Annotated in this window: 19 protein-coding genes and 1 tRNA gene; 8 read left to right on the forward strand and 12 right to left on the reverse strand. The window is 42.6% G+C overall.

Annotated features, from left to right (window positions below; translation table 11 throughout):
• Window position 1 precedes the first annotated feature (1 nt).
• From CS948_RS05285 to CS948_RS21965, 10 genes are all read right to left on the reverse strand, one after another.
• On the reverse strand, window positions 2-3289 hold the full coding sequence (locus CS948_RS05285) for a SusC/RagA family TonB-linked outer membrane protein (RefSeq protein ID WP_176554933.1): 3288 nt from the start codon (window positions 3287-3289) through the stop codon (window positions 2-4).
• Window positions 3290-3380: 91 nt separating this feature from the next.
• Window positions 3381-4541, reverse strand: coding sequence for a FecR family protein (locus CS948_RS05290; RefSeq protein ID WP_099290672.1), 1161 nt, complete (start codon window positions 4539-4541; stop codon window positions 3381-3383).
• 54 nt (window positions 4542-4595) lie between these two features.
• Window positions 4596-5177 (reverse strand): RNA polymerase sigma-70 factor, encoded by a 582-nt coding sequence (locus tag CS948_RS05295; protein ID WP_099290673.1) that lies wholly within the window; start codon window positions 5175-5177, stop codon window positions 4596-4598.
• Between the two features lie 194 nt (window positions 5178-5371).
• Complete coding sequence (locus tag CS948_RS05300) at window positions 5372-6274, reverse strand: hypothetical protein (protein WP_141560887.1); 903 nt, start codon at window positions 6272-6274, stop codon at window positions 5372-5374.
• Window positions 6275-6296: 22 nt separating this feature from the next.
• Window positions 6297-7724: a RagB/SusD family nutrient uptake outer membrane protein gene (locus tag CS948_RS05305; RefSeq protein WP_099290675.1), complete on the reverse strand. Its 1428-nt coding sequence runs from the start codon at window positions 7722-7724 to the stop codon at window positions 6297-6299.
• A gap of 11 nt (window positions 7725-7735) precedes the next feature.
• Window positions 7736-11323 (reverse strand): TonB-dependent receptor, encoded by a 3588-nt coding sequence (locus tag CS948_RS05310; RefSeq protein ID WP_099290676.1) that lies wholly within the window; start codon window positions 11321-11323, stop codon window positions 7736-7738.
• 76 nt (window positions 11324-11399) lie between these two features.
• The gene (locus CS948_RS05315; protein WP_099290677.1) at window positions 11400-12545 is read right to left on the reverse strand and encodes a FecR family protein; all 1146 of its coding nucleotides are present in this window, start codon (window positions 12543-12545) and stop codon (window positions 11400-11402) included.
• A gap of 76 nt (window positions 12546-12621) precedes the next feature.
• Window positions 12622-13173, reverse strand: a complete 552-nt coding sequence (locus CS948_RS05320; protein ID WP_099290814.1) for an RNA polymerase sigma factor — start codon at window positions 13171-13173, stop codon at window positions 12622-12624.
• Between the two features lie 53 nt (window positions 13174-13226).
• Window positions 13227-13607 carry an MmcQ/YjbR family DNA-binding protein gene (locus tag CS948_RS05325; RefSeq protein WP_099290678.1) on the reverse strand — a complete coding sequence of 127 codons (381 nt, stop codon included), beginning with the start codon at window positions 13605-13607 and terminating at the stop codon, window positions 13227-13229.
• A gap of 68 nt (window positions 13608-13675) precedes the next feature.
• Complete coding sequence (locus CS948_RS21965) at window positions 13676-15865, reverse strand: M18 family aminopeptidase (protein ID WP_099290679.1); 2190 nt, start codon at window positions 15863-15865, stop codon at window positions 13676-13678.
• 424 nt (window positions 15866-16289) lie between these two features.
• On the opposite strand from CS948_RS21965, the gene folB reads away from it, so the two are divergent.
• The 3 genes from folB (at window position 16290) to CS948_RS05345 (ending at window position 17876) form a co-directional block, all read left to right on the forward strand.
• Window positions 16290-16643, forward strand: a complete 354-nt coding sequence (gene folB / locus CS948_RS05335; protein WP_099290680.1) for a dihydroneopterin aldolase — start codon at window positions 16290-16292, stop codon at window positions 16641-16643.
• Between the two features lie 64 nt (window positions 16644-16707).
• A tRNA-Cys gene (locus CS948_RS05340) sits at window positions 16708-16778 on the forward strand.
• A 159-nt stretch (window positions 16779-16937) separates the two neighbouring features.
• On the forward strand, window positions 16938-17876 hold the full coding sequence (locus CS948_RS05345; RefSeq protein WP_099290681.1) for a DNA adenine methylase: 939 nt from the start codon (window positions 16938-16940) through the stop codon (window positions 17874-17876).
• On the opposite strand, the gene CS948_RS05350 is transcribed toward CS948_RS05345, so the two are convergent.
• Window positions 17844-18329, reverse strand: coding sequence for a hypothetical protein (locus CS948_RS05350; RefSeq protein ID WP_099290682.1), 486 nt, complete (start codon window positions 18327-18329; stop codon window positions 17844-17846). The two genes, CS948_RS05345 and CS948_RS05350, sit on opposite strands and share 33 nt — an antisense overlap.
• 235 nt (window positions 18330-18564) lie before the next feature.
• Between CS948_RS05350 and CS948_RS21605 the strand changes: the two genes are divergently transcribed.
• On the forward strand, window positions 18565-18714 hold the full coding sequence (locus CS948_RS21605; RefSeq protein WP_176554934.1) for a hypothetical protein: 150 nt from the start codon (window positions 18565-18567) through the stop codon (window positions 18712-18714).
• A 24-nt stretch (window positions 18715-18738) separates the two neighbouring features.
• On the opposite strand, the gene CS948_RS05355 is transcribed toward CS948_RS21605, so the two are convergent.
• On the reverse strand, window positions 18739-19176 hold the full coding sequence (locus tag CS948_RS05355) for a DoxX family protein (RefSeq protein WP_099290683.1): 438 nt from the start codon (window positions 19174-19176) through the stop codon (window positions 18739-18741).
• Window positions 19177-19314: 138 nt separating this feature from the next.
• On the opposite strand from CS948_RS05355, the gene CS948_RS05360 reads away from it, so the two are divergent.
• The 4 genes from CS948_RS05360 (at window position 19315) to CS948_RS05375 (ending at window position 22120) form a co-directional block, all read left to right on the forward strand.
• Complete coding sequence (locus tag CS948_RS05360; RefSeq protein WP_099290684.1) at window positions 19315-19584, forward strand: LysO family transporter; 270 nt, start codon at window positions 19315-19317, stop codon at window positions 19582-19584.
• A 9-nt stretch (window positions 19585-19593) separates the two neighbouring features.
• The gene (locus tag CS948_RS05365; RefSeq protein WP_099290685.1) at window positions 19594-20196 is read left to right on the forward strand and encodes a lysine exporter LysO family protein; all 603 of its coding nucleotides are present in this window, start codon (window positions 19594-19596) and stop codon (window positions 20194-20196) included.
• A gap of 82 nt (window positions 20197-20278) precedes the next feature.
• On the forward strand, window positions 20279-20851 hold the full coding sequence (locus CS948_RS05370) for an RNA polymerase sigma-70 factor (RefSeq protein WP_099290686.1): 573 nt from the start codon (window positions 20279-20281) through the stop codon (window positions 20849-20851).
• Between the two features lie 66 nt (window positions 20852-20917).
• A complete protein-coding gene (locus tag CS948_RS05375; protein WP_099290687.1) occupies window positions 20918-22120 on the forward strand; it encodes a FecR family protein in 1203 nt (400 codons plus the stop codon).
• Window positions 22121-22268 lie beyond the last annotated feature (148 nt).

The following is a 22268-nucleotide window of genomic DNA, read 5'->3' on the forward strand; positions in this document are numbered from 1 at the left end:
ATTAGAAAGTCGGACTAATTGAAAAAGTAAATCCGCGACTGAACGGATATGATGTTCCCCGCTCGAATTTAACTGTCGACATACGGAAAGGATCTTTCATCCCGGCGCTCAATCTTAAACGCTTAAAACCTATCTTTTTCAACAAGTTTTGATTAAATTCATAAGAAAGTTCTATACTTCTGCATATTACGTTGTTATCATCCTCCACGAACCGACTGGTATGATAACTGGTGCGCGAATCAGCATTTGCAATGTCCAGATAAGGCGGAACATCGTTCACATTTTTCCAACGTTCTTCAAATGCCCGTCGGTCTACATTATGCCGGGGATTCACGTTCTCTACATTATCGGCACGGGTAGTGTTGTAAATCTGCCCCCCGAAATTGTACTCGAAAGAAAGATTAATCTGCCATCCCCGGTAAGACAACATAGGGAAAAAGGCCCCTTTCAACCATGCATTCTCGTCACCCACGACCACCTTATCATTCGGATCATATTCCAATGTCCATGCCCCATTCCGTTTGATAAATACTTCTTCTCCGGTAGCCGGATTAATTCCCGCGGAACGAACGGCATAAATAGCGGTAGTGGATTCACCTTCTTTATACAATACCTTCGGTGATGAAGAACCATCTGCGTTTGCCTCCTCGTTGTACTTGGCCAAACTATTACTGATACCCAAAATCTCGTTCTTGTTATGGTCACCGTTTACTTTTATACTAAAACGCCAATCTTTGGTCGAGAGTAACAAGGCCGTCACGTCAAACTCGAATCCGACATTGCGCATCTGCCCGAGGTTATTCCGCACGGTACTCTCTCCCACGGAAGGCGGTACAGACATATCTATCAGTACATCATCCGTCGTCTTCCTGTAATAATCAAAAGTTAAATTAATACGTCCATCCCAAAAATCGGCAGTCAACCCGATATTGTGCGCTTTCGTCAAATCCCATTTCAAATCCCTATTACCCATCGTTTTGGGTATAGCACCAATACCGTGCAGATAAAAATTATCCCCATTATAAAAATAAGTTGTCACGGCTTGATAAGGTGCAAAACTCACGTTTCCGGTTACACCGTAAGAATAACGTAAACGGAAAGTATTCACCCATCCGAAACGAGTTGCAAATTCCTCGTTATGAATGTTCCAACCTGCCCCCACTGACCAGAAAGGAGCAAATCTATTCTCATCTCCAAACTTCGAAGAACCGGAACGACGGAATGACCCATCCACGAAATAACGGTTTTTGAGAATAAAGTTAGCATTCACGAACGGACCTATTTTAGTACTGACATCTTCGGAACCATCAGGTCTAGTCCCCGTACCGAATCCGGCTGCAAAATTAGGAGCATGCAAGGACGATTTATAAAAACCATAAGCCGTGTACCCGTCTCTTGTAGTTGTTTCTTTCATAATATCAGCCCCCGCATGAAGCGTCAGAAGTAAATCTTCCCCGAAATTTTGGGCGTAATTCGCGATAATCTTCCCCTCGTATTTCAAATACCTTTCATTTACAATTTCCAATGTTCCCTGCTCCGAACGGTTAGAAACACCGTTAAACACGTTTGACTCCGGAGAATAGAACACTTCCGTCCGATCCTTGGAAGTCACGATAGACCCGCTTCCATTGATAAAAAGACCGGGCAAAACATCCCAACGGAAAGATAAAGTATTCGTGAACGAACGACTATTTCCCTCGTCATAATTCCCGCATTCAGCCTCATACAACGGATTCGCCATTTCCCATGAACCTGTTTTATTCAAACGCCCGTATTCATCGTACGGCGCATCATAAGGATTCATTCTCACGTAATCTGAGAATTTCCCGTAAGGACTTTCTTTCCATTTCAAATCGGAGAAACTGGATTGGAAAGATACCGTCAATTTATTGTCCACGTGATAAGAGAGGAACATTGTCAAGCCTATCGTGTTACGGTAGTCTTTCTTCATGACACCCTTCACGTTTCTCACGTTCGCGTTTACCCGGTACGTCATACCATTACCCCGACCGCTCACACCGATAGAATTGTTTATCGTGAAACCGGAACGCAAAGGCTTGGACATCCAATCCGTATCCAATCCCTTGGATATTAATATCTTCTTCCGGTTATATTCTTCAAAATCATTCAACAACTCGAAATTATACAATCCGGCCAAACGCTCGAATTCCAATTTATCCTTGGCATCCAGATAATCGTAAGATTTCAAATCGGGTACCTCCAGCGCCCCGTCCAAATTATAAGACAAACGCAACCGGTCATTCAACACTCTCTTCCTCTCGATCACGATAACTCCATTGGAGGCTTTCTCTCCATAAAGAGCGGTGGCAGAAGCATCCTTCAACACATCGACACGTTCGATATCATTGATATCAAGGTCATACAAATCACGCATCGTGATTTCCACTCCATCCAGAATAATTACCGGCTGATTGGCACTCTGGTCAGCTTCCGTGGATAAAGACGAAGTACCCCGGATAACAATCTCCGGCATCCGGTTCGGGTTCGACCCGAAAGCATTGTTTTCCACCATTCGCATACCCGGGGTCAACATCGAAATCGCACTCACGAGATTCGTGTTCGACACAGCCTTGAGTTCTTCCACCGTCATCGTCTTCACGGAACCCGTGAAACTATCCTTCTTTTTCGTGAAAAATCCGGTCACGACAACATCCTCCAATGCCTTACTGTCGGACTTCATAACAACATTGTATTCCGTTTTCTTCTTCGAGATGTTCAACTCGTAGGTCTGCATCCCCACGTACGAGAATACCAGTTTCGTGGTATCGGATTCGGGAACCTCCAAGGCAAATTTACCATCGACATCGGTAGCCGTACCGATAGTTGTCCACTTGATTACCACGGTAACACCGGGTAGCGTCAATCCCTCCTCGTCCGTCACGGTCCCTTTAATCTTAATCCCCTTCGGCTTCTCGTCCTTAACGGGAATCGCGGCATAATAAATCACCACGTGATCACTCGTGATGTCATAACGCAAGGGCTTACCTGCAAGGGCGATATCTAATATCTCCTCCACAGACTTGTCATGTACTTTTCCATTTACAGTGTACTTCTGGACATCTTCATGATTAAACACGAACTTTAAATTAGTCTTCTTCTGAAGCTGTTCAAAAAACTGAACCATGTTCATGTTCTCGAACACAAAATCAATTCGCTCCTGTTGCGACCAAACTTTCGCATTCAAACTGGAGAAGCCCAAAATCAACACTAGGAATACCAGCTTGATTTTAATCATAATCCAGATTAGGTTTCTACATAAAAATTTCATAACTTTGTTTTTCAAGTTTAACATTAAAATTCCTTTGGCGAGGAGTTTTATATACATGAGGCATACGGCAAATATGCCTCATGTTTTATTTTTAATTTCTACTATTGTCTTTTACGGTAAGCATTCTTCCTTTTAAATTCAAACTTATCTTTTTCGTTTTTTCAAGAATAGCGATGACTTCGCTTATCGAGGAACTCCGCTTAAACCACGCGGAGAAATGGTAATCTTTCACTTGCTGATTCATGTAGAACACATCAACATCATACCAGCGGGCAAGCTCATCCAGAATATTTTCCAAACGGCATTGCGAGAACGAGAAGTTCCCGTCCCTCCACGCTATCTGGCTCTCCACATCCACTTTCCGCACCTCCACTTGCCCGTCTTTTAATATGGCTTGTTGTCCCGGAACCAACTTGTTCACTGTCTTACCTCTTTCAATTTGCACGCAACCTTCCACCAAAGTCGTGGCTGTCCCTTCGTTGGAATAACTCCGGGCGTTAAATTGAGTCCCCGTCACCCGGATATTATACTCCCTCATCCTCACGACAAAAGGCTTCCCGCCATCTTTCGCGACCTCGAAATATGCCTCCCCCCGCAACTCGACCTGACGCGTATCACCGGAAAACCTCACCGGATAACGGATATAGCTATCGGAATTCAACCAGACAATGGTTCCGTCCGACAGAGCTAATTTATACTCTCCGCCCCGGGGAACCGTTACCGCGTTATAAACGACGCCCGCCGGAACAGAATCCTGCACTTGATTATATACCAACGCCTTTTCCTCCGAATGGGAAATAACGGTACCTTTTTCTTTCAGTTGAGGCAACGTGTCCGTCAACACAATTTGTTCTCCCGTGGACAACGTTAAGGTCGCCATTTTCTTCCCGGGAAGTACCACGGAATGAGTGTAAGTTATTTTTTCATCTTGCTTTTCACGTGAAAGAAGCGCCAAAGCCACCCCCAGAACCGACACGAACATTGCCGCGTATCCCGCCACACGATAAACCAAAGTTCTTCTTCTAGCGGGACGCACCTTACGCCATGCTTTCTCCTTGTTTACCTTTTTCGCCACCAATGAAGCTAAAATCCCGGAGCGAATCTTACGCAAGTCTTCAAAATACTCCTGATGTTCCTCATCCTGACACCACGCTTCAAAGCACGCCCCCTCTTCTTGGGACAAACTCTCTCCCGAGAGCTTTTTCATGATTATATCTTCTATTTCTTCCTGCATTGTTATGGTTATTTTCATACTAAAGACAGGTAAGAATTTAAAACGAGTGGTTCAAAAATGAAAAAAAATCACCTATTCCTTATTTTTTTCTTTTTGCCGATATAACGCGATAAAAAGAACAGAGTAGGAAATACTCTTCCGTGCCTCTTCCCTCAGAAAAGAATATGCCTTTTTTATATGATCCTTCACCGTGTTCAACGATATCCCTAACTCCCCCGCTATTTCCGCATAAGACTTGGAATCGAGCACACTCATCTCCAGCACCCTTCGTCTTTTTTCCGGTAACTTCTCCAACAAACGACTCACCTCCTCGATCAGAACTTCCGGACTTTCATCCGTTTCCGACATCTCCGACATCAAACAATGTTGCCTGTATTTATCCACAACCTGCTGGTGTTCCAAATGATTCAGACATCTATTCTTTACACTGAATGACAAATATCCCTGAATATTCTCAATCCCCCTCAGTTCCTCACGCTTCTCCCACAACCGCACGAAAACCTCCTGCACGACATCTTCCGCCACGTCCGGATCATTCGTATAATAAACGGCTTGTTGCACCATTCCCACGTACGAAGAATCGAACAGACATTTGAATATCTTCTCGTCACCATCTATCAAGCGACCCATATCGATCGGAACAGCCTGCATCATAGATCCATTTTTTACACGTTTTAATTCCCCACATCTTTTATATCCCAAGACGACATAAAATACTCTCCGAATGCACAAATATAAAGAATAATCTTTAAAGCCAAACAATCACACAAATTATCGTAATGACAAAAATACACCAAAGGAGGAAGCCAAGCGACCTCCTCCTTTGTCCTAAAAACTATATAAATATTTCATTCTAAGTTGGAAATATCAAAACCATCACATTGCTTCATTGCTTCCTGCAATATCCGGTATTTCTTTTTCATCAAGGGATATTTCTCCAATAACATATCCCGTTCTCCCGGAGTCACACGGAACACGAACTCCAACCACTGCGAAACATCGATACTTTTATTGGGAGCTTGAATCCACCATCCTCCCAAAATCGGATCATCATCATAACTCGTGTTACCCGGATCGTACGAAATAAATCCCATCTCGTGCCAATCCACATCATCCGGAGTATAAACCACATCCCAGTCCCAATCACTCTGCCCGTAAAACTTCTTACTCACCTCGTAAAAATCATCCGGAATAACAAAAACACCTTTAACAGCAGCCAAATAATCACTCCAGAACTTAGCATTCACTTCTCCTCGAATCTCCCGGATATCGTTATCCGTATAATTGTTCATTTCCGTACGAATCCCGGCAATAGCGACAAAATTGGTACTCGCGTAAGCATGATAAGAAGGTATTTGATCTTCCATCCCGAGGAAAAGAACCGAATCAGCCATAATAATAGAATACGGGAAATATTTCTTTTTAAAATTATCCGGATAAATATCAATAAAGACATCTTTCACCATATCCAACCCCTTTTGTAATAAAACAGCTTCTTGAACAGGCGCTACAATCTTGATATTATTACGTTTTTTAAAATTGTATCGATAATCCTCTACTTCCGGATCTTTAATGATAATCGTCCGGTAATCTTGATAAAACTGATAGATATAATGTTGAACGGGATCGGATGGATCGTCTTCCAAGTTATACCAACTGTCTTCCACCTTGGCGTGAATATCATCTTCATTCGAACACGCGTAAAAGCCAAGCAACAACACGCATATAATCATTAATCTTATTCGTTCCATAACTTCTTCTTTTTAAATTTATCTACTTATCCCGTCGCGGGCGATCGATATTCTCTATTGATAAATTCATCTCCCGTTCTTTCTGTGGTATCGGCAAAGTATAAGCAGGATCATCCTTTTGTAAGACATATTCAATATAATTACTCGGATTCTCCGCTGAAGAAAAACGATGTGTAATCTTCGGACGATCCCACCGGCGTAAATCAAACCAACGGAAACCCTCGAAACAGAACTCCATCCGCCGCTCGTTCTTTACCAGTGTAAAGGCATCCTCAGCCGTCGTCGCCGTGACCTCGTAATTCTCGGAAATTCGCTTCTCCCGAAGAGCATTAATCTCCCGAAGCGCCTCGGTGGTCATCCCTTTTGCCGCATACGCCTCTGCCCGGTTCAGATACACCTCTGCCAAACGGAAAGCATGAGGATACATACCATCTGACGTGGAGCCATAATATTTCATCGGCTTCATTCCTCCTGCACTAAAAAATAGAGTAGAAGTCTTCCGTTCGTCATTTTCCGCATACAAATCCGATAAATCCGTTGACGGAATAAAAGCAGCACGCCTCAAAGAAGAGTACTGAAAAGCAGCCAAACCACCAGAAGGAGCTTCACCATAAGAAAATAATATTTCATGATTCCCGACATTCAAAAAACGAGGGATTGCATAGGTCGCCGTCATATCAAATAACACCTTTTCCGTCGAGAGCAGCACAGAATCGGCATAAGCAATCACTTTGTCATAATCCTTCCGGAAAAGTGCTATTCTGGAAGCCAACAAATAAGAAGTCGGCAAATTCGGACGAAAAATTGTTTTCTCGACTGTCGACACCTTAAAAGCTGCAATTGAAGATATTATATCCGCCTCCATTAAGTCATACACCTCTTTTATCGAAGAACGGGACAATGATTTTTCTTCAATACCTGTAGCCCGATTGATTGGTACACAAAAATCTTTAGCTGCCTGTTTTTCATCGACATACGGCTTGCCATATAAATTAGCCAACATAAAATAAGACCAAGCACGCAAAAAATAAGCCTCACCCGCCAAATCCATTTTCTCCACATGTGTTCCCTCCATTTCATCCAAAGCCTCCAATATAATATTAGCAATCAATATTCTATGGTAATATTCACCCCATGCATTGTCTTCCAACAAAGAATTGTCCTGCTGAATCTCTGGATATTCCTGCCAAGTGTAATAAGACCAAAATTTACGAGCATCCACACTCGTTTCATAAGGTCTTTTTATATTAATAATTTCGTCGGCATCATCTGTCATAATATCCAGATATTCACAAAGGACAACCTTATTGTTCAAACCTTCACCATACAAAAATTCCTTGTAATTCTGCACAGTCTTGGGAATCATCAAATCTTGAGAATTTTCCTCCAGAAAATCGCTACATCCACCCAGTAACATTCCCGTTACGATAATATATATAAGTATCTTCATCACAAACCTATTTAGAATGAAACATTTAATCTCAACGAGTATCCCCTCTGTGGCGGGACTGTACCCGAGCCCATGGTTACTTGTTCCGGATCACGTCCTTTCAAATCCTTGCTTTTAATCACGAAAAGATTGCTCACGTCAAAACTTAAGCTGGCAGCCGAGATATAAAACTTTTGTAACCATTCCGGGGCAACATCATAACGAAGACTCAAAGAACGGCAACGGAGAAAATCCCCCGAAACCACCCTTAAATCGCTTTTATTATACATATCCCAACGATTATTGGCTATCGGATATTTTCTCTCGTAAGTAGTAAATGCCATTGCATCATCCGACAATGCCGGGATAACCGTCTTATCCCCCGGTTCACGCCAACGATGCACAAACTCGCTGGACATATTTTGCTGCGGGAACGGCAATGCCTGTCCCGACTCGTAATAAAGATTATTCAACCGAACTTTATTCCCCAAAGCGAAGGAAAAGTTTGCATTCATCGTCAAACGTTTAAATCTCAAGTTCGTTGAAAAACCACCCGACAGAGTCGGCTCACGCCGTCCCGCGTACACGAATGCCGCATCGAAAGCCTCTTCCTGCGTAACAATAACAACCTCCCCGTCCTCATTCTTTTCCGACTCCCCGTAGAACGTGGGTAATCCCTCGTCATTCAACCCCTTGAAACGATAAGCGTAGAAACTGTTTATTGATTTCCCGTTACGAACCAAAGTCCCGTTCACGTAATCACTCCATGTCACGGACAGCTCTTCTCCGGCATTCTTCACCTTATTATAATTTTTTGCCGTGTTGAACGAAAAACTCCAGTTCCAATCCTTTCCCCGGACAGGATTCACGTTAACACTTAACTCCCACCCGCTGTTATTCACATCACCATCATTGATCGCCACGTAATCAGCACCAGTAGACGGAGCCAACGTTTTTTGCACGACTTGATCCTCGCCTATTTTCTTGTACACTTCTACCGTACCGGACAACAAGGAGCGGAAGAAAGAAAAATCGACACCTAAATTATAAGATTTTGTCTTTTCCCACTTCAAATTGTCATTGGGCAACTTATATAACGTGGATTCATACTCTTTAGAAATATTATCCAAAGCCCCCATCTTGACAATCAGATTCGGCGTTTGATCCGGATGCACATTTCCCTGTATCCCGTAAGACAGACGGAATGCCAGTTCGTCCAGCCATTCTACAGAAGTCATAAATACCTCATTATGCAGATTCCACTTGGCTGAAGCTGACCAAACCGGCAAGAAACGTACACTTTTATCTTGTCCGAATTTATTGGAACCGTCTGTACGAATATTAAAATTTGCGATATAACGATCGCCATAGGAATAAGTGAACGTACCGTACCACGACACGATATTCGTCAGGTTATCCGTAATCACATCCGGAGTCTTAGCCACCTTCTCTGCATATCCTTTCCATGTAGCCAAGTCTATATTCACAAACTTCTTTCCCCGTTCCGGCAAATATCCCCATTGCGTGGATTTCAGCGCATCGTACTTCGAGGAAGTAACCTCATTCCCGACCATAGCGGACAACTGATGTTCTCCCCAAGACTCATGATAAGCAAAACTGTTACGTATCGTGTACCTCGTGTTTCTTGTATCCTCCTTCACCAGCTCTCCTCCCATCGGGATCAAACACTTCGCGGCAAAATCACGGCTTACCTCCGCGGGGAGCGGTGTCCCGTAAGGAGTACCCCGTTGCTGAGAAACATAATAAGACTTCTCGCTTGCCCAATAAGTCTGATAATTATTGTTCGTCGTCAACCCGATAATAGAACTAAATTTCAAGCTGGGCATAATATTCCAATCCAAGGAAATATCAAATCTCAAAGCTTGATTCTTCACGGTCGAACCACTTTCCTTCAACTCGTTTAAAACATTAAAAGGAATATTTTCCGAAATCCCGAAAGCATTGTCATAATAAAACAATTCACCTTCCCCGTCATACACGGGAATCGCTCTTGATGTTTGTGCCGCATACTGGTAGACATCAATGGAATTATGAGGTCGTTTCGTGTTTGTCAACGCCCCACTCATATTCATTCCCACTTTAAAATTAGGAGTAAACCGGGTGTTTACCTTAATCAACGCGTTAAAGCGATCCAGATCCTCTTTTTTGTTTACACTCTGGTCATTCGCGTAACCGACAGAGAAATAGTAATCCGTGTTATCCGTTGCCCCGGATACAGCTATCGCGTGTTGATGACTAACGGACGTCCGGAACAACAAATCATACCAATCCGTGTTTAATTCTTTCAAATCTTTCACTTTATAACGGAACTCATCATACGACAGCTTACCGTTCCACAAATCCATCAATGCACCTTCATACCCCATGCTTGTTGGCTGGAACGTGTAAAACTGTAATCCTTTCCGATGCATCTCCTCCGACAACTCCACCCGTTCTTCCGAATCCATCAAGCGCATCACTTTATAAGAAGGCGGCGTCATAACCGAAATTCCCCCGGCATAATTAATTCTGGGTTTTCCCCTTTTTCCTTTTTTCGTGGTAACCACGATCACGCCGTTTGCTGCCTTCACGCCATAGATAGCCGTAGCACTCGCGTCTTTCAAAATATCAACCCGTTCAATATCATTCGGGTTCAGGCTGGAAATAGCGTTCCCTATCAGATTCACCCGATCCATACTGTTCAATTCCTCCGTAGAAAGTTGTACCGGTTCATCCAGAATAATACCATCCACTACCCACACGGGTTCCCGGTTTCCCGTGATAGAAGAAGATCCCCTAATCCGAATTTTCGGGGCGGCTCCCGGCGTCGATGTTTGATTCAAAACGGCGACTCCTGCCAGACGCCCTTGTAACATCTGATCAATGGAAATAGCATTTCCCCCTATCAAATCCTCCCCCTTGATCGAGGCTATGGAACTGGATAATTTCCGTTTGTCAATCTCTTGATACCCCGTCACCACCACTTCATCCATCTGTTCCACCGACTCCTTCAACACAACCTTCATGAACGCTGTATCCGCTTTTACCTCCTTGCTCTCCATCCCGACAAAAGAAAATACCAAAAAGATATCTTCCCCGGCAGGCACATCCAGTTTAAAAGCACCCTCGACATCGGTCACCGTACCCATTCCCGTTCCCTTGATCACGATACTTACTCCCGGTAATCTAATCCCCTTCTCATCAACCACCATACCCCGCACCTCTTTTTTCTTCGCTTTAGACTCCATTACCGTTTTCGGGCGGGTAATGACCAACACGTACCCTTGTGTCACCTCGTACCCGTAAGGCAAATGTTCAAATATTTTTTCCAACGCTGTTTCCAGCGACACTTGATTCAGTTCGACACTAACCCTCTGCCGAACATCCACTTCCCGGCTATTATACATGAAATAAAAACCGGTCTGCGCTTTGATTTCACGAAACACCTCTTTCAACGTCTGATCCGAAAACTTGGCACTTACAACCTGCTGTGCCACACTTCCGGCAGAAAGATGCAAAGCAAAAACAAGCATTAGTAAACTCGTTAATTTCATAATCCTCATGATTTTATTTGCACATTTCCCTCGTGCAAATTCATACCACTTACTTCTTTTTTTCATAACTTTGTTTTTTACATTTAAATCTATTCCTGTTTAGCCGACAGGATATTTCAAAGGAGTGTTAGCCGCACTCCTTTCATTCTTTATAAATCGTAATCACCTCCTTCCCGAGCTCGAAACGCACCCCCGAAAGTTTCTCTATCATCTCCAAGACGACATTCAACGGACGATGACGATCGGCAGCTCCCGTGAACGTAATCTCTCGCAGTGACGAATCGGTATAAACAAATGACACATCATACCAGCGTTCCAATTGTCCCGTGATCTCTCCAAGACTCATCTCTTCAAACTCAAATATTCCCGAGATCCACGCTATAAAAATACCTGCATCCACCTTCCTTACGTCAATACCGTTCGCCCCGGACAACGATTGTTCCCCCGGATTTAATATCAAGGAATCACCGCTCGCGAACACTTGCACCCGTCCGTTAACCAGTGTCGTGACAACATCTTTCTGCCCGTCATATGCCATGATATTAAACTTCGTTCCCAATACCGAGATCCGAGAATCTCCACATGTTACCCGGAAAGGTTGGCTTTCATTTCCAGTGACTTCAAAATAAGCCTCCCCCTTCAATCGTACATCCCTAAAAATCCCTCCCATAGAAACAGGATAAGTCAACTCGGACTCCGAATTAAGCCATACCTTCGTCCCGTCAGCCAAACACAGGTAATACTCTCCCCCCCGGGGTACACGTATCGTGTTCAACACGCTCTCTCCCGCCGTTTCACTCTCTAAATAATGAATACCCCCTTCCTCTCCTTTCCTTATAACCACCCCGTTTACCTCCTTCAAGGACATCATCGAATCTGCCGATAACCGCACACACCTTCCATCCGACAACTGCAACACGGCCTTGGTTGAGCCGGGCTCCACCGTAATTACATCTCTACCTGAAAACATCCCACCCCTCATGTATAAAAATACGCTTACGACCATGAATAACACCAGCGAGGCCACATACGGGTAATAACGCATAATACGCTTTTTCCTTCCCGTACCCGTTATTCTTCGTGTCAATCGATGCCAAGCCTCTCGCTCGTCCAGAGTATCATAAAACACAGTTTGCCTCACCTTCCGGTACTTTCCCAGATAATCCCGAAAAATCTCCCGATGCCTTTGGTCTTCATCTAACCAGATCTCTAATTCAGAACAATCCGAAGCCGTCAATTCATCCTTACAATATAGAATAACCAACTCAATAATTCTCTTATCATCCATTAGCAGTACTTTTTACTACCTAAAGCCTAAAAAGGCAAAAATGGGTGAACGAAAAAGCAAAAAAAAAAGAAATATTTTACCGAATCATCATCAGAACAATGATACTCAATGAAGTACGCAATTGTTTTATCGCCCTTGCAAGATGTGTTTTTATCGTATTCACGGATAGATTCAACTGTTCGGCGGCTTCTTTATACTTCATATCTTTCAAAACAATCGCTTCAAACACCTTCCGGCATTGCTCCGGCAATTTCTCAATCTCCGCGTACAACCTCTCCTTCTCCTCTTCCATCTCACCGGGAGTACACCTATCTTCAAGCAAATCCTCGTAATTCTCGATACCGTCAAAATGATACCTTCTTCTACTTTTTATTAATTTAATACAATTATGCTGCACGGAAGAAAACAAATACGCCCGCAAAGACCCTTGGAACTCCATCTTTCCCCGCCGCTCCCAAAACTTCACGAAAAGCTCCTGAATCAAATCCTCTGCCTCCTCGTAAGAATCAATAAAATTCAAAGCAAAAACGCACAAGGGCTTATAATACAGAGAAAACAAACCTTCCAATCCGGCTTCATCACCTTGATTGAGCTTTATTAATATTTCCTTCTCATCCGGCATCACCATATATAAATACGTTCTAAACAACCACCGAAGAAACAAAAATAAAGAAAATAGTTTTACTTGGCAAGAAGTAACAGCATCTCCCGCTCCTTTTTTGTCAAACTTTGAACAACAATACGATAAGATTCAGCGACCAATTCCCTTATCTTGTCATCCGGTACATCCTGATTAAAATAAACACTGTTCCAATATTTCTTATTCATGTGCCATCCCGGCTTTATCCCCATATATTGAGCCCTCAACTCACCCGCCTCCCCGGGATCACATTTAATACAACAAAAATCAAACACCTCAATATTCACGAAACAGAACCATTTATCCAGCACGTAGAAGCATAAAACATCACGACTATACCGATCAGCTACATTAGGAAACGGCATTTTTTCATGAACGCCCTTAAATGACAGGCAATATTCTCTAAATTCCTCAATATTCATTGCATCCGGATATAAAGAAGAAAGGGCTGCCGATTACAGACAACCCTTCCCAATTAATAACAACAATCTTAAATATTATAAAACGTAGTGAAAGCTTTTATCACGTAAGCATTATCCTTCACGCCGCCCGTCTCTCGAACGGAGTGCATCGCCCACATCGGATTACCAATATCCACACCGCGCATTTCCATTTGGGAAAGCAAAATATTTCCCAACGTGGAACCTCCTGCCATATCCGAGTGATTGACAAACTCTTGACACGGCACTCCGGCCATTTTACAAATCGTCTTGAACACGGCAGCGGAATCACCATCGGTAATATACTTCTGGTTAGCGTTAATCTTTATCACCGGACCGCCATTCAACACCGGATGATTCGTCGGGTCATGTTTCTCCACATAATTCGGGTGAAGAGCATGAGCCATATCGGCAGAAATCATGAAGGAATTATGAATAGCCCGGTACAAATCTTCCGGCTTACCACCCAACCCGAACACGATACGCTCCACGATAGTACGCAGAATCGGGGAACCGGCTCCCTGTTTCGTCCCGCTTCCCACCTCTTCGTTATCGAAAATAGCGAGTACTTTCGTCTTCCGGCATTTCTCCGAATTTACAAATGCCTTCAATCCCGCAAATGCCATCGCCAGATCATCCAACTTCCCGGTAGAAATAAACTCTTCGTTCACACCGAACAGACATCCTTTCTCGAATTCATACAACGTCAGATCAAAATCAAGAATATCCTCCTTGTTCACCCCCATCTCCTCGGCAATCAACTTTACCAGATAATTATCCTTCTCGAACGTTTCATTAATCATGGCAATCACCGGCAACATATCTTTTTGCTTGCTTAACGGGTTACCCTGATCATTCACGGCACGATTGAAATGGATAGCAATATGCGGAATCACCATCAACGGACGGTTGAAATTCACGAATTGCGTCGCGGGCTTCAACGGGTTCAGGCTCTTCAGCATCACGCGCCCCGCCATAGACAACGGACGGTCAAACCACGTGTACATGATAGGTCCCCCGTAAACCTCGGTATTCAACTTCAAGTATTGTCCGGCAACAGGCATCTCCGCATTCGGCTTGATCCGGAAAGTGGGAGAATCACTGTGGGCACAAATAATCTTGAACCCGTCACTGGCAATCTCGCCGCTTCCGATCTCGAAAGCGAAAAGGGACGAGTGATTCTTCGTCACGAAATACTTACCCCCTTTTTCTATTTGCCACGCTTCCCCGGAAAACAGTTGTTTGAAACCATGATCCAGCAACTCTTTTTTGGCATTCGCCACGGCATGAAAATTTGTCGGACTTTCATGTATAAACTCAATCAGTTCTTTTGCTAATTGTTTCTCCATTATATCTTGATTTATTATTTCATTTCTTTGTGCCCCAAGATAATCATTTTTTACCTCAACCTCCGCATCAGGAGTCAAAAAAATACGATTACCCCGTTTAATTTCTTCATGTATCCGCTTGCTGAACATGATAAAAGGCGAACTCAGAATATTTTCTTTATTATACAACACCTCTCCCCCCGTCTCCGCGTTCACGACAAGTCCCCCGGTAGCCGCCACCAACACCTGTCCCGCCGCAACATCCCATTCTGAGCATTTCCCGAATTTCGGGCATATATCCACTTTTCCCACTGCCACCATACACTGTTTGGAAGAAGCCCCCAAGGGCATTAATTCCACGTCATACCCCGCCGCCTTCAACCCATCAATATACTGCATCTCACTCTCCGTCAAATGAAAACGGCTCACCGCCACTCTCAAACGGGACGGAACTTCCATAGAAGCCTCCAACACGCTTTCCTCCCCATCTCGTGTTATCCCGCGCTCTCCATCCGCGAAAGCCCACAATATTTCCTTATCGCAAATATTATTAATCATCCCGAACACCGGACGCCCGTCTTCCACCAGAGCGATATTGATACAAAAACGTCCGTTCCGAAAAATAAACTCCTTCGTGCCGTCCAGCGGGTCAACCACCCACACGTACTTCCATTTTTTCCGTTCATCATAAGAAGGCAACGACGCCTCTTCACTAATCACGGGAATATCCGGATAGAGCTTTTTTAGCGCCCGCACGATAAACTCACTCGACGCCTTATCCGCCTCCGTGACCGGAGTCATGTCACCTTTTGTTTCTACATGAAAATTTCTTTTCTCGTATATATCCGACACCAGACATCCCGCTTCACAAATAATGTCTTGTATATCTGACACTTTAATCCAATCTAACATACTACTTTTCCTAAAAAAATCTATCTGATAAACATACAAATAATATTCGATTTTCACACCATCCAATAAAGACTTATTAATAATTAACAAAGAGTATTTACACGAGAATATATCACATCATTCTACAAACCAATACATTAACCATACAACATTTTCACAACACACCATTACCAAGCCATCCAAGCCCGTTTCATTAACCTACATTAACCTCAACAACAACTTTTATTAACATCAAACATTAGTTGGATTCACAAACTACCCCTATCTTTGCACCGTCTTTAAGAGATTGAAGATTTTTCATAAGTTTGTATGGTTTAGGTTAGTAGTTAGTAATGTAATCTTAAGAGTCGACATCCCCTGTCGGCTCTTTTGTATTTAAAGCCGCAAGATAAGAATAAAACATGAAACACAAAAATTAACAATCATGGAAGGAATCATAGAAATCGAAGGAATGGAATTTTTCGCCTACCACGGGTGCTACGAAACAGAACGAATCGTGGGAAACAAATTCATGGTATACGCCCGCATCCAAACCGATTGCAACAAAGCCGCCCAAAGCGATGACATCAACGACGCCCTCAGTTACCTGACCGCCTATGAAATTATTGCCCGTGAAATGATGATCAAATCCCACCTGCTGGAGCACGTGGCACAAAGAATGATCGATGCCCTCTACCGGACATTCCCTCAAATCACGCACGTAACTATTAAAGTATCAAAGCTCAATCCCCCCTTGGGTGGTAAAATCGCGGCAACAAGTGTTACTTTATCGAAATAAATTGCAGTAAGGTATTGCAGAATCCAAAATTTCACCTTATCTTTGCACTGCAAAATCGCAACAGGGTCGGTTGGCCGAGCGGTTAGGCAGCGGTCTGCAAAACCGCGTACAGCAGTTCAAATCTGCTACCGACCTCAGCAAAGCTCTGAAACCCCAACAAATAAAAGGTTTCGGAGCTTTTGATTTTCAAGAGGGGTGCGAAATAAAAAAGACTCAACGGGAAAATCTTCAAGAAGTACACGCAAGCAGATGTTGTAACAATCTTTTATTCTTAAAAAACACTATTTTTGCGATATGAATCAATCAATAAAAAAGCAAATTACAGGGCACCCGTTCTTAAAATGGGCTGGAGGTAAAGGACAGCTTATCCAGCAGATTAACAACTATCTCCCGGATAATATTTCAGCGATTGACACCTATATAGAACCCTTTATAGGTAGTGGTGCTATCATGTTTTGGCTGCTGTCAGCATACGACAATATAAAACATGTCGTCATAAATGATATTAATTCTGATTTGATAAATATTTATAGAGTTATCAAAAAAGAACCTTTAGATTTAATTTCAGAATTAGAACGCATAGATACAAACTACAAAAATCTAACTTCATACGATAACCAGAAAGAACTTTATTTAGCCCTTAGGGAAGAGTATAACGAGCGAAATTCATCATCGCGGTCTGTAAGAAATGCAGCACTATTCATCTTTCTAAATCGTACATGCTTCAATGGCTTATATCGTGTCAACTCTAAAAACAAATTCAATGTGCCATTTGGCAAATACAAAAACCCTAAAATTTGTGACAGAGAAACGATACTGCGGGATAGCGAATTATTACAAAAAGTTGAAATTCTCTGTGACGATTACACCGCCACCAAAGAGTACGTAAGCGAAAAAACTTTCTTCTACTTTGACCCGCCATATAAGCCAATCAGTGAAACTTCAAATTTTAACTCATATACTAAATTTGATTTTGACGACAACGAACAAAACCGACTGAAACAGTTTTGTGACGAAATATCAGCAACGGGAGCCAAATTCATGCTAAGCAACTCCGATCCGCGTAGCATCAATCCTGACAATAATTTCTTTGATAAATTATATCAGGAATACAACATTACGCGTGTGGATGCCAAAAGAAATATAAATTCTAAATCAGATAAAAGGGGAACTATTAAAGAACTTCTTATAACAAACTATTTAAAATCCTCTGCCACGACAAATAGCATCTAACTCTCTCCATTTCTTCCCGCGGCTAAAATTTGCAGCTTCATCCGGTGACAGCTCATCATAGATGGTCTGATATACTCCAAGCCTTTTAACTCTTTTGCCTAATATCGCGTTCTCTTTGTTTTCTTCGGCAATCATCCCCATATAGATAATGGTAAAATCAATGGCTATATTAAGGGCATCCGCCCCATACTTAGAAGTCATATCCTTTATGTATTGAATGGTAGAATCATCCAAGTCTTTGGTCGTCTTATTATAAATAGACACAAAATCTTGATAAATTGCATCTTTACCATATTTAGAAGCGTAATTAACAAGACGCTGAAAATATTGATAATCTCGCGGTGCATATCTCGCGGTATTCGGACGAGATAAATAAACACACCATTCATCAAAGCTTCCCCGAGCGTACTCCAAGTAACTGCCATCAGAAAAATCTGTAACCCGTGTAGCCATAAAGTTAGTTTCTTTGTTAAATTATTTGACAAACATCAAAGCTCCAAGCGCCGCAATCGATACAAATATAACAAAACAAAATGAATAATTAACATTTATATTTAGCACCAATCAAAAGAATTAATCAAGGAGCAAATAAAAAACTTACGTACTTATCTTGAATTTTTCACAAAAACAGAACCTCCCCCTACCATTTCCCGTTTATGTTCATACAAACAATCTAACAAAAAGAATCATGAAAAGAAGAAAAAACAACGTGTGGACAATCGTAGGAATCATCATTGCCATCGTGTTGCTAATCTATTGGCTATTGGCAGCTACCGTATTGGAAGAAGATGAAAACGTAGTCCCGATACTGAACGGAACAGAACAGGTGATTCCCTAGGAACCACCTGCCTCAATTCATTCTTTATTTAGGTATACTCGTGTCTATCTTTTTCAGAAGAATCGAATCCAAAGAGATCTTTCCCGGTCCGGCGAAGAACAGGAAAATGTAAATTCCCAAGTATATCAAAGGTAACTCTTTCACTTGAAAAGGATCATTACCATGTACGATAAGGATTACCACCAACATGGAAAAAATTAACGGGATCGTCGCCAGACGGGTGAATGCCCCCACGATAAGAAATATGGAACACCCCACTTCGGCGCAGATAATCAAGATCAGCGAAAGCGTACTTCCCAACCCGATCGGATCGAAAAACGTCGAGGACAATTCCGAGAACGAAGTCAATTTAGCAAGTCCATGAGTCAACATGGTTATTCCCACAAGCACACGCAATATAAGCAATCCCAAGCTCAGGAACTTCTGGCTAGGTGATATAACCGACGAAATCACTTTTTTCATAACAACATTTTTAAAAATTAAAACTGTATTAGTAACGAACATTCTTTCATGAATGTTTCAATTTCCAGACCCCCACCCTCGTAAAGATAGTGTTTTTAAAAATAAATCGTAGCTTCGCGATAAAATAATTGTCAAACTATGGGTATTGTTATCGGATTAATGGTCACGGGGATCATTCTGGGATACCTCTTCCGGGAGAGGAATTTGAAGATCGTGTATAAATTGATCAACTACGCTATTTTTTTATTACTTTTTCTACTGGGAATAACGGTCGGCGCCAACGGGGACATCATGAACAACTTGGCTACTATCGGTTACGACGCCCTGTTAATCACCCTCGCCGCCGTGGCGGGAAGTGTCCTTTGTGCGTGGGGCATCTATCGTTTTTTCTTTGTTCCGTCTAAATAAAACCAACTCATGAAAGGCAGCATCACGATTGTTTCATTCTTCATCGCCGGAGTATTGCTAGGACGCTTCATTGATATTCCCGCCATATTAACCGCGGAAGCCCCTACCCTATACGCCTTGTACGCTTTGATGTTCCTTGTCGGCATCAGCATCGGGAGTGACAAAAAAGCCCTGCAAGCCTTAAAACAACAAAACTTAAAAATCATACTTGTCCCCTTGGCAACCATCATCGGCACCCTCATCGGGTCCGCCCTCATCAGCTTTGCCCTAAGCGACAGAAGCATCACGGATTGCCTTGCCGTGGGATCGGGCTTCGGTTATTACTCCCTCTCCTCCATATTCATCACCCAATACAAAGGAGCCGAACTGGGCACCATCGCCCTCGTCTCAAACATCATGCGTGAACTGCTTGCCCTACTTGCAGCCCCTCTCCTAATCCGCTATTTCGGAAAACTAGCCCCCATCTCCGTGGGAGGCGCCACCACTGCCGACACCACACTACCTATTATCACCAAGTTCTGCGGCAAAGAGTTCGTGATCATCTCCATCATCCACGGGATAACCGTCGACCTGAGTGTACCTTTTCTCGTCACTTTCTTCTGCACGATATAAAAACACCATCACGTTAAATTTAAAAGTCAAAAGTTTGTAAGATAATTTTATTCTTTATATTTGTAGAATCTAAACACGTACTATGGGACAGGCGGAAACCATATTATCTCTATTTAAACAAAATGAAGAAAGAGCCTTCAAGCTGCTTTTTGAAACCTATCATGACACATTGCTGCTGTTCGCCAATCAAATGCTCGATGACCCGGAAGCAGCAAAAGATGTCGTTCAGAATTGTTTTGTCGATTTTTGGGTACACCGCCGTTTCGCCAATCTTCCCAACGGACTGGAACAATACATTTTTCAATCCGTCAAACATGCCGCCCTCAATCATCTTCGTGGAGAAAAAAGGAGAAAGAAATATTATATTGCCGCAAAAGAAGATGAGCAAGAAAACTTAAACGCCGACGAAACAGAGTGGAACGACGAAGCGCTATATAAAGCATTAAACGAACTACCGGAAGAACGGAGAAAAATATTCCTCATGATCTGTCTGGAAGGCATGAAATATCAAGAAGTTGCAGAAAAACTACAAATAAGCATCAATACCGTCAAAAAACAAATGGGACGTTCTTTCAAATTCCTGCGGGAAAAATTACAAAAGAATATCTTTATCACACTATTCCTTCTTTGGACAAAGTGTAGAAAAAAAATGTAAAAAAAATAATTTTCCTTGTCACACAAAACCAAAGTTCCGGTGCTATCTCCATAAAAAGCATCAAATATGGAGAATCAAAATAACGAACACACGGATTATTTGGATATACCGGAAACCATCTATGAAATATTAGCAGGTAACCTGTCCGGAGAACCATTGTCCGCCGAAGAAAACCGATTACTCGAAACATGGAAACAAGCCCATCCGGCAAATCAAGCCATATACGAACAATTTCGTTCACTCATGAAAAGAAATTCAGGCATACTGCGGGGTAACGACAGAAAAATCCTTTTTGAACAAATACAACAAAGAATCAAGACACAAGAAGCAAAACGACAGAAACAAAAACATCTTGCCTGGTTATCCGCGGCAGCAAGTATCCTCATCACATTGGGAATGTTCTACTATTTCAGTAGTAATCATCACCCCGAAATAAAAACACCCACACCCGCAGCCCAACAAATAAAACCGGGAGAATCCAAAGCCCTGTTACAACTAGCTACGGGAGAAATTATACCACTAGACGCCCGGCAACAGGAATACATCGTGGTTGACAGCACTTTTGAGATCAAAAACCAAGCCCATACCCTAATTTACGACACAAAGGACTCCACGACCAAGAATATCACATACAACACCCTCTCCGTACCCATGGGAGCCGAATACAAAGTGATACTATCCGACGGGACAAAAGTATATTTGAACTCCGGTTCGGGACTCCATTATCCCACCGGATTCACGGGAAAAAACAGAGAAGTATGCCTTATCGGGGAAGCCTATTTCGAAGTTGCCAAAGACACCCTTCACCCCTTCATCGTGAAAACGGGACAGATGTCCATCCGCGTACTGGGAACCTCATTCAACGTGAAAGCCTACCCGACACAGGAACAAACGGCAGCAACACTGGAAGAAGGGAAAATACAAGTCACCTGCCGGGGTAAAAGCTATGACATCGCCCCCGGCAATCAAATCACCTACAACACGACAAACCGGAAAACCGAAATAAAAGAAGTAGACACGGAACTCTACACGTCATGGAAATCAGGGTACTACAAATTCGAACAAATGTCTTTACAAGAGATCATGTCCACGCTGGCATTATGGTATGATTTGAATATATTCTACCAAAACCCGGAAACAAAAGACATTCTCTTCACCGGTCGACTGAAAAGATACGAGAATGTAGAAAACCTCTTGAAAAAATTTGAACAAACCAACGAAATTGAATTCATTATTAAAGAAAGGAGTGTAACGATAAAGAAAAAATAAAAAATTGGGAATCCATCAATTCCCAATCTCCAAGTTAAATTACACTTATAGCCTTGCAAGTAATAGGTGTAACATGTATAACTATCAACTACAAATTTATGGAAAAAAAACGAATGGGAACGAAAACCATACCTTGGATTTCGTTGCG

Origin of the sequence: Butyricimonas sp. Marseille-P3923, from assembly GCF_900184685.1 — a bacterium.
GTDB classification, from domain to species: Bacteria; Bacteroidota; Bacteroidia; order Bacteroidales; family Marinifilaceae; genus Butyricimonas; species Butyricimonas muris.

Coding starts and splice junctions, on each gene's coding strand:
- CS948_RS21605 (WP_176554934.1), top strand. CDS start 18,565: ATGAAAAGAAGAAAAAACAACGTGTGGACAATCGTAGGAATCATCATT.
- CS948_RS05370 (WP_099290686.1), top strand. CDS start 20,279: ATGGGACAGGCGGAAACCATATTATCTCTATTTAAACAAAATGAAGAA.
- CS948_RS05315 (WP_099290677.1), bottom strand. CDS start 12,545: ATGGATGATAAGAGAATTATTGAGTTGGTTATTCTATATTGTAAGGAT.
- CS948_RS05300 (WP_141560887.1), bottom strand. CDS start 6,274: ATGGAACGAATAAGATTAATGATTATATGCGTGTTGTTGCTTGGCTTT.
- CS948_RS05320 (WP_099290814.1), bottom strand. CDS start 13,173: ATGGTGATGCCGGATGAGAAGGAAATATTAATAAAGCTCAATCAAGGT.
- CS948_RS05350 (WP_099290682.1), bottom strand. CDS start 18,329: ATGGCTACACGGGTTACAGATTTTTCTGATGGCAGTTACTTGGAGTAC.
- CS948_RS05325 (WP_099290678.1), bottom strand. CDS start 13,607: ATGAATATTGAGGAATTTAGAGAATATTGCCTGTCATTTAAGGGCGTT.
- CS948_RS05345 (WP_099290681.1), top strand. CDS start 16,938: ATGAATCAATCAATAAAAAAGCAAATTACAGGGCACCCGTTCTTAAAA.
- CS948_RS05305 (WP_099290675.1), bottom strand. CDS start 7,724: ATGAAGATACTTATATATATTATCGTAACGGGAATGTTACTGGGTGGA.
- CS948_RS05285 (WP_176554933.1), bottom strand. CDS start 3,289: ATGAAATTTTTATGTAGAAACCTAATCTGGATTATGATTAAAATCAAG.
- folB (WP_099290680.1), top strand. CDS start 16,290: ATGGAAGGAATCATAGAAATCGAAGGAATGGAATTTTTCGCCTACCAC.
- CS948_RS05355 (WP_099290683.1), bottom strand. CDS start 19,176: ATGAAAAAAGTGATTTCGTCGGTTATATCACCTAGCCAGAAGTTCCTG.
- CS948_RS05310 (WP_099290676.1), bottom strand. CDS start 11,323: ATGAAAAAAAGAAGTAAGTGGTATGAATTTGCACGAGGGAAATGTGCA.
- CS948_RS05295 (WP_099290673.1), bottom strand. CDS start 5,177: ATGATGCAGGCTGTTCCGATCGATATGGGTCGCTTGATAGATGGTGAC.
- CS948_RS05375 (WP_099290687.1), top strand. CDS start 20,918: ATGGAGAATCAAAATAACGAACACACGGATTATTTGGATATACCGGAA.
- CS948_RS21965 (WP_099290679.1), bottom strand. CDS start 15,865: ATGTTAGATTGGATTAAAGTGTCAGATATACAAGACATTATTTGTGAA.
- CS948_RS05365 (WP_099290685.1), top strand. CDS start 19,594: ATGAAAGGCAGCATCACGATTGTTTCATTCTTCATCGCCGGAGTATTG.
- CS948_RS05360 (WP_099290684.1), top strand. CDS start 19,315: ATGGGTATTGTTATCGGATTAATGGTCACGGGGATCATTCTGGGATAC.
- CS948_RS05290 (WP_099290672.1), bottom strand. CDS start 4,541: ATGAAAATAACCATAACAATGCAGGAAGAAATAGAAGATATAATCATG.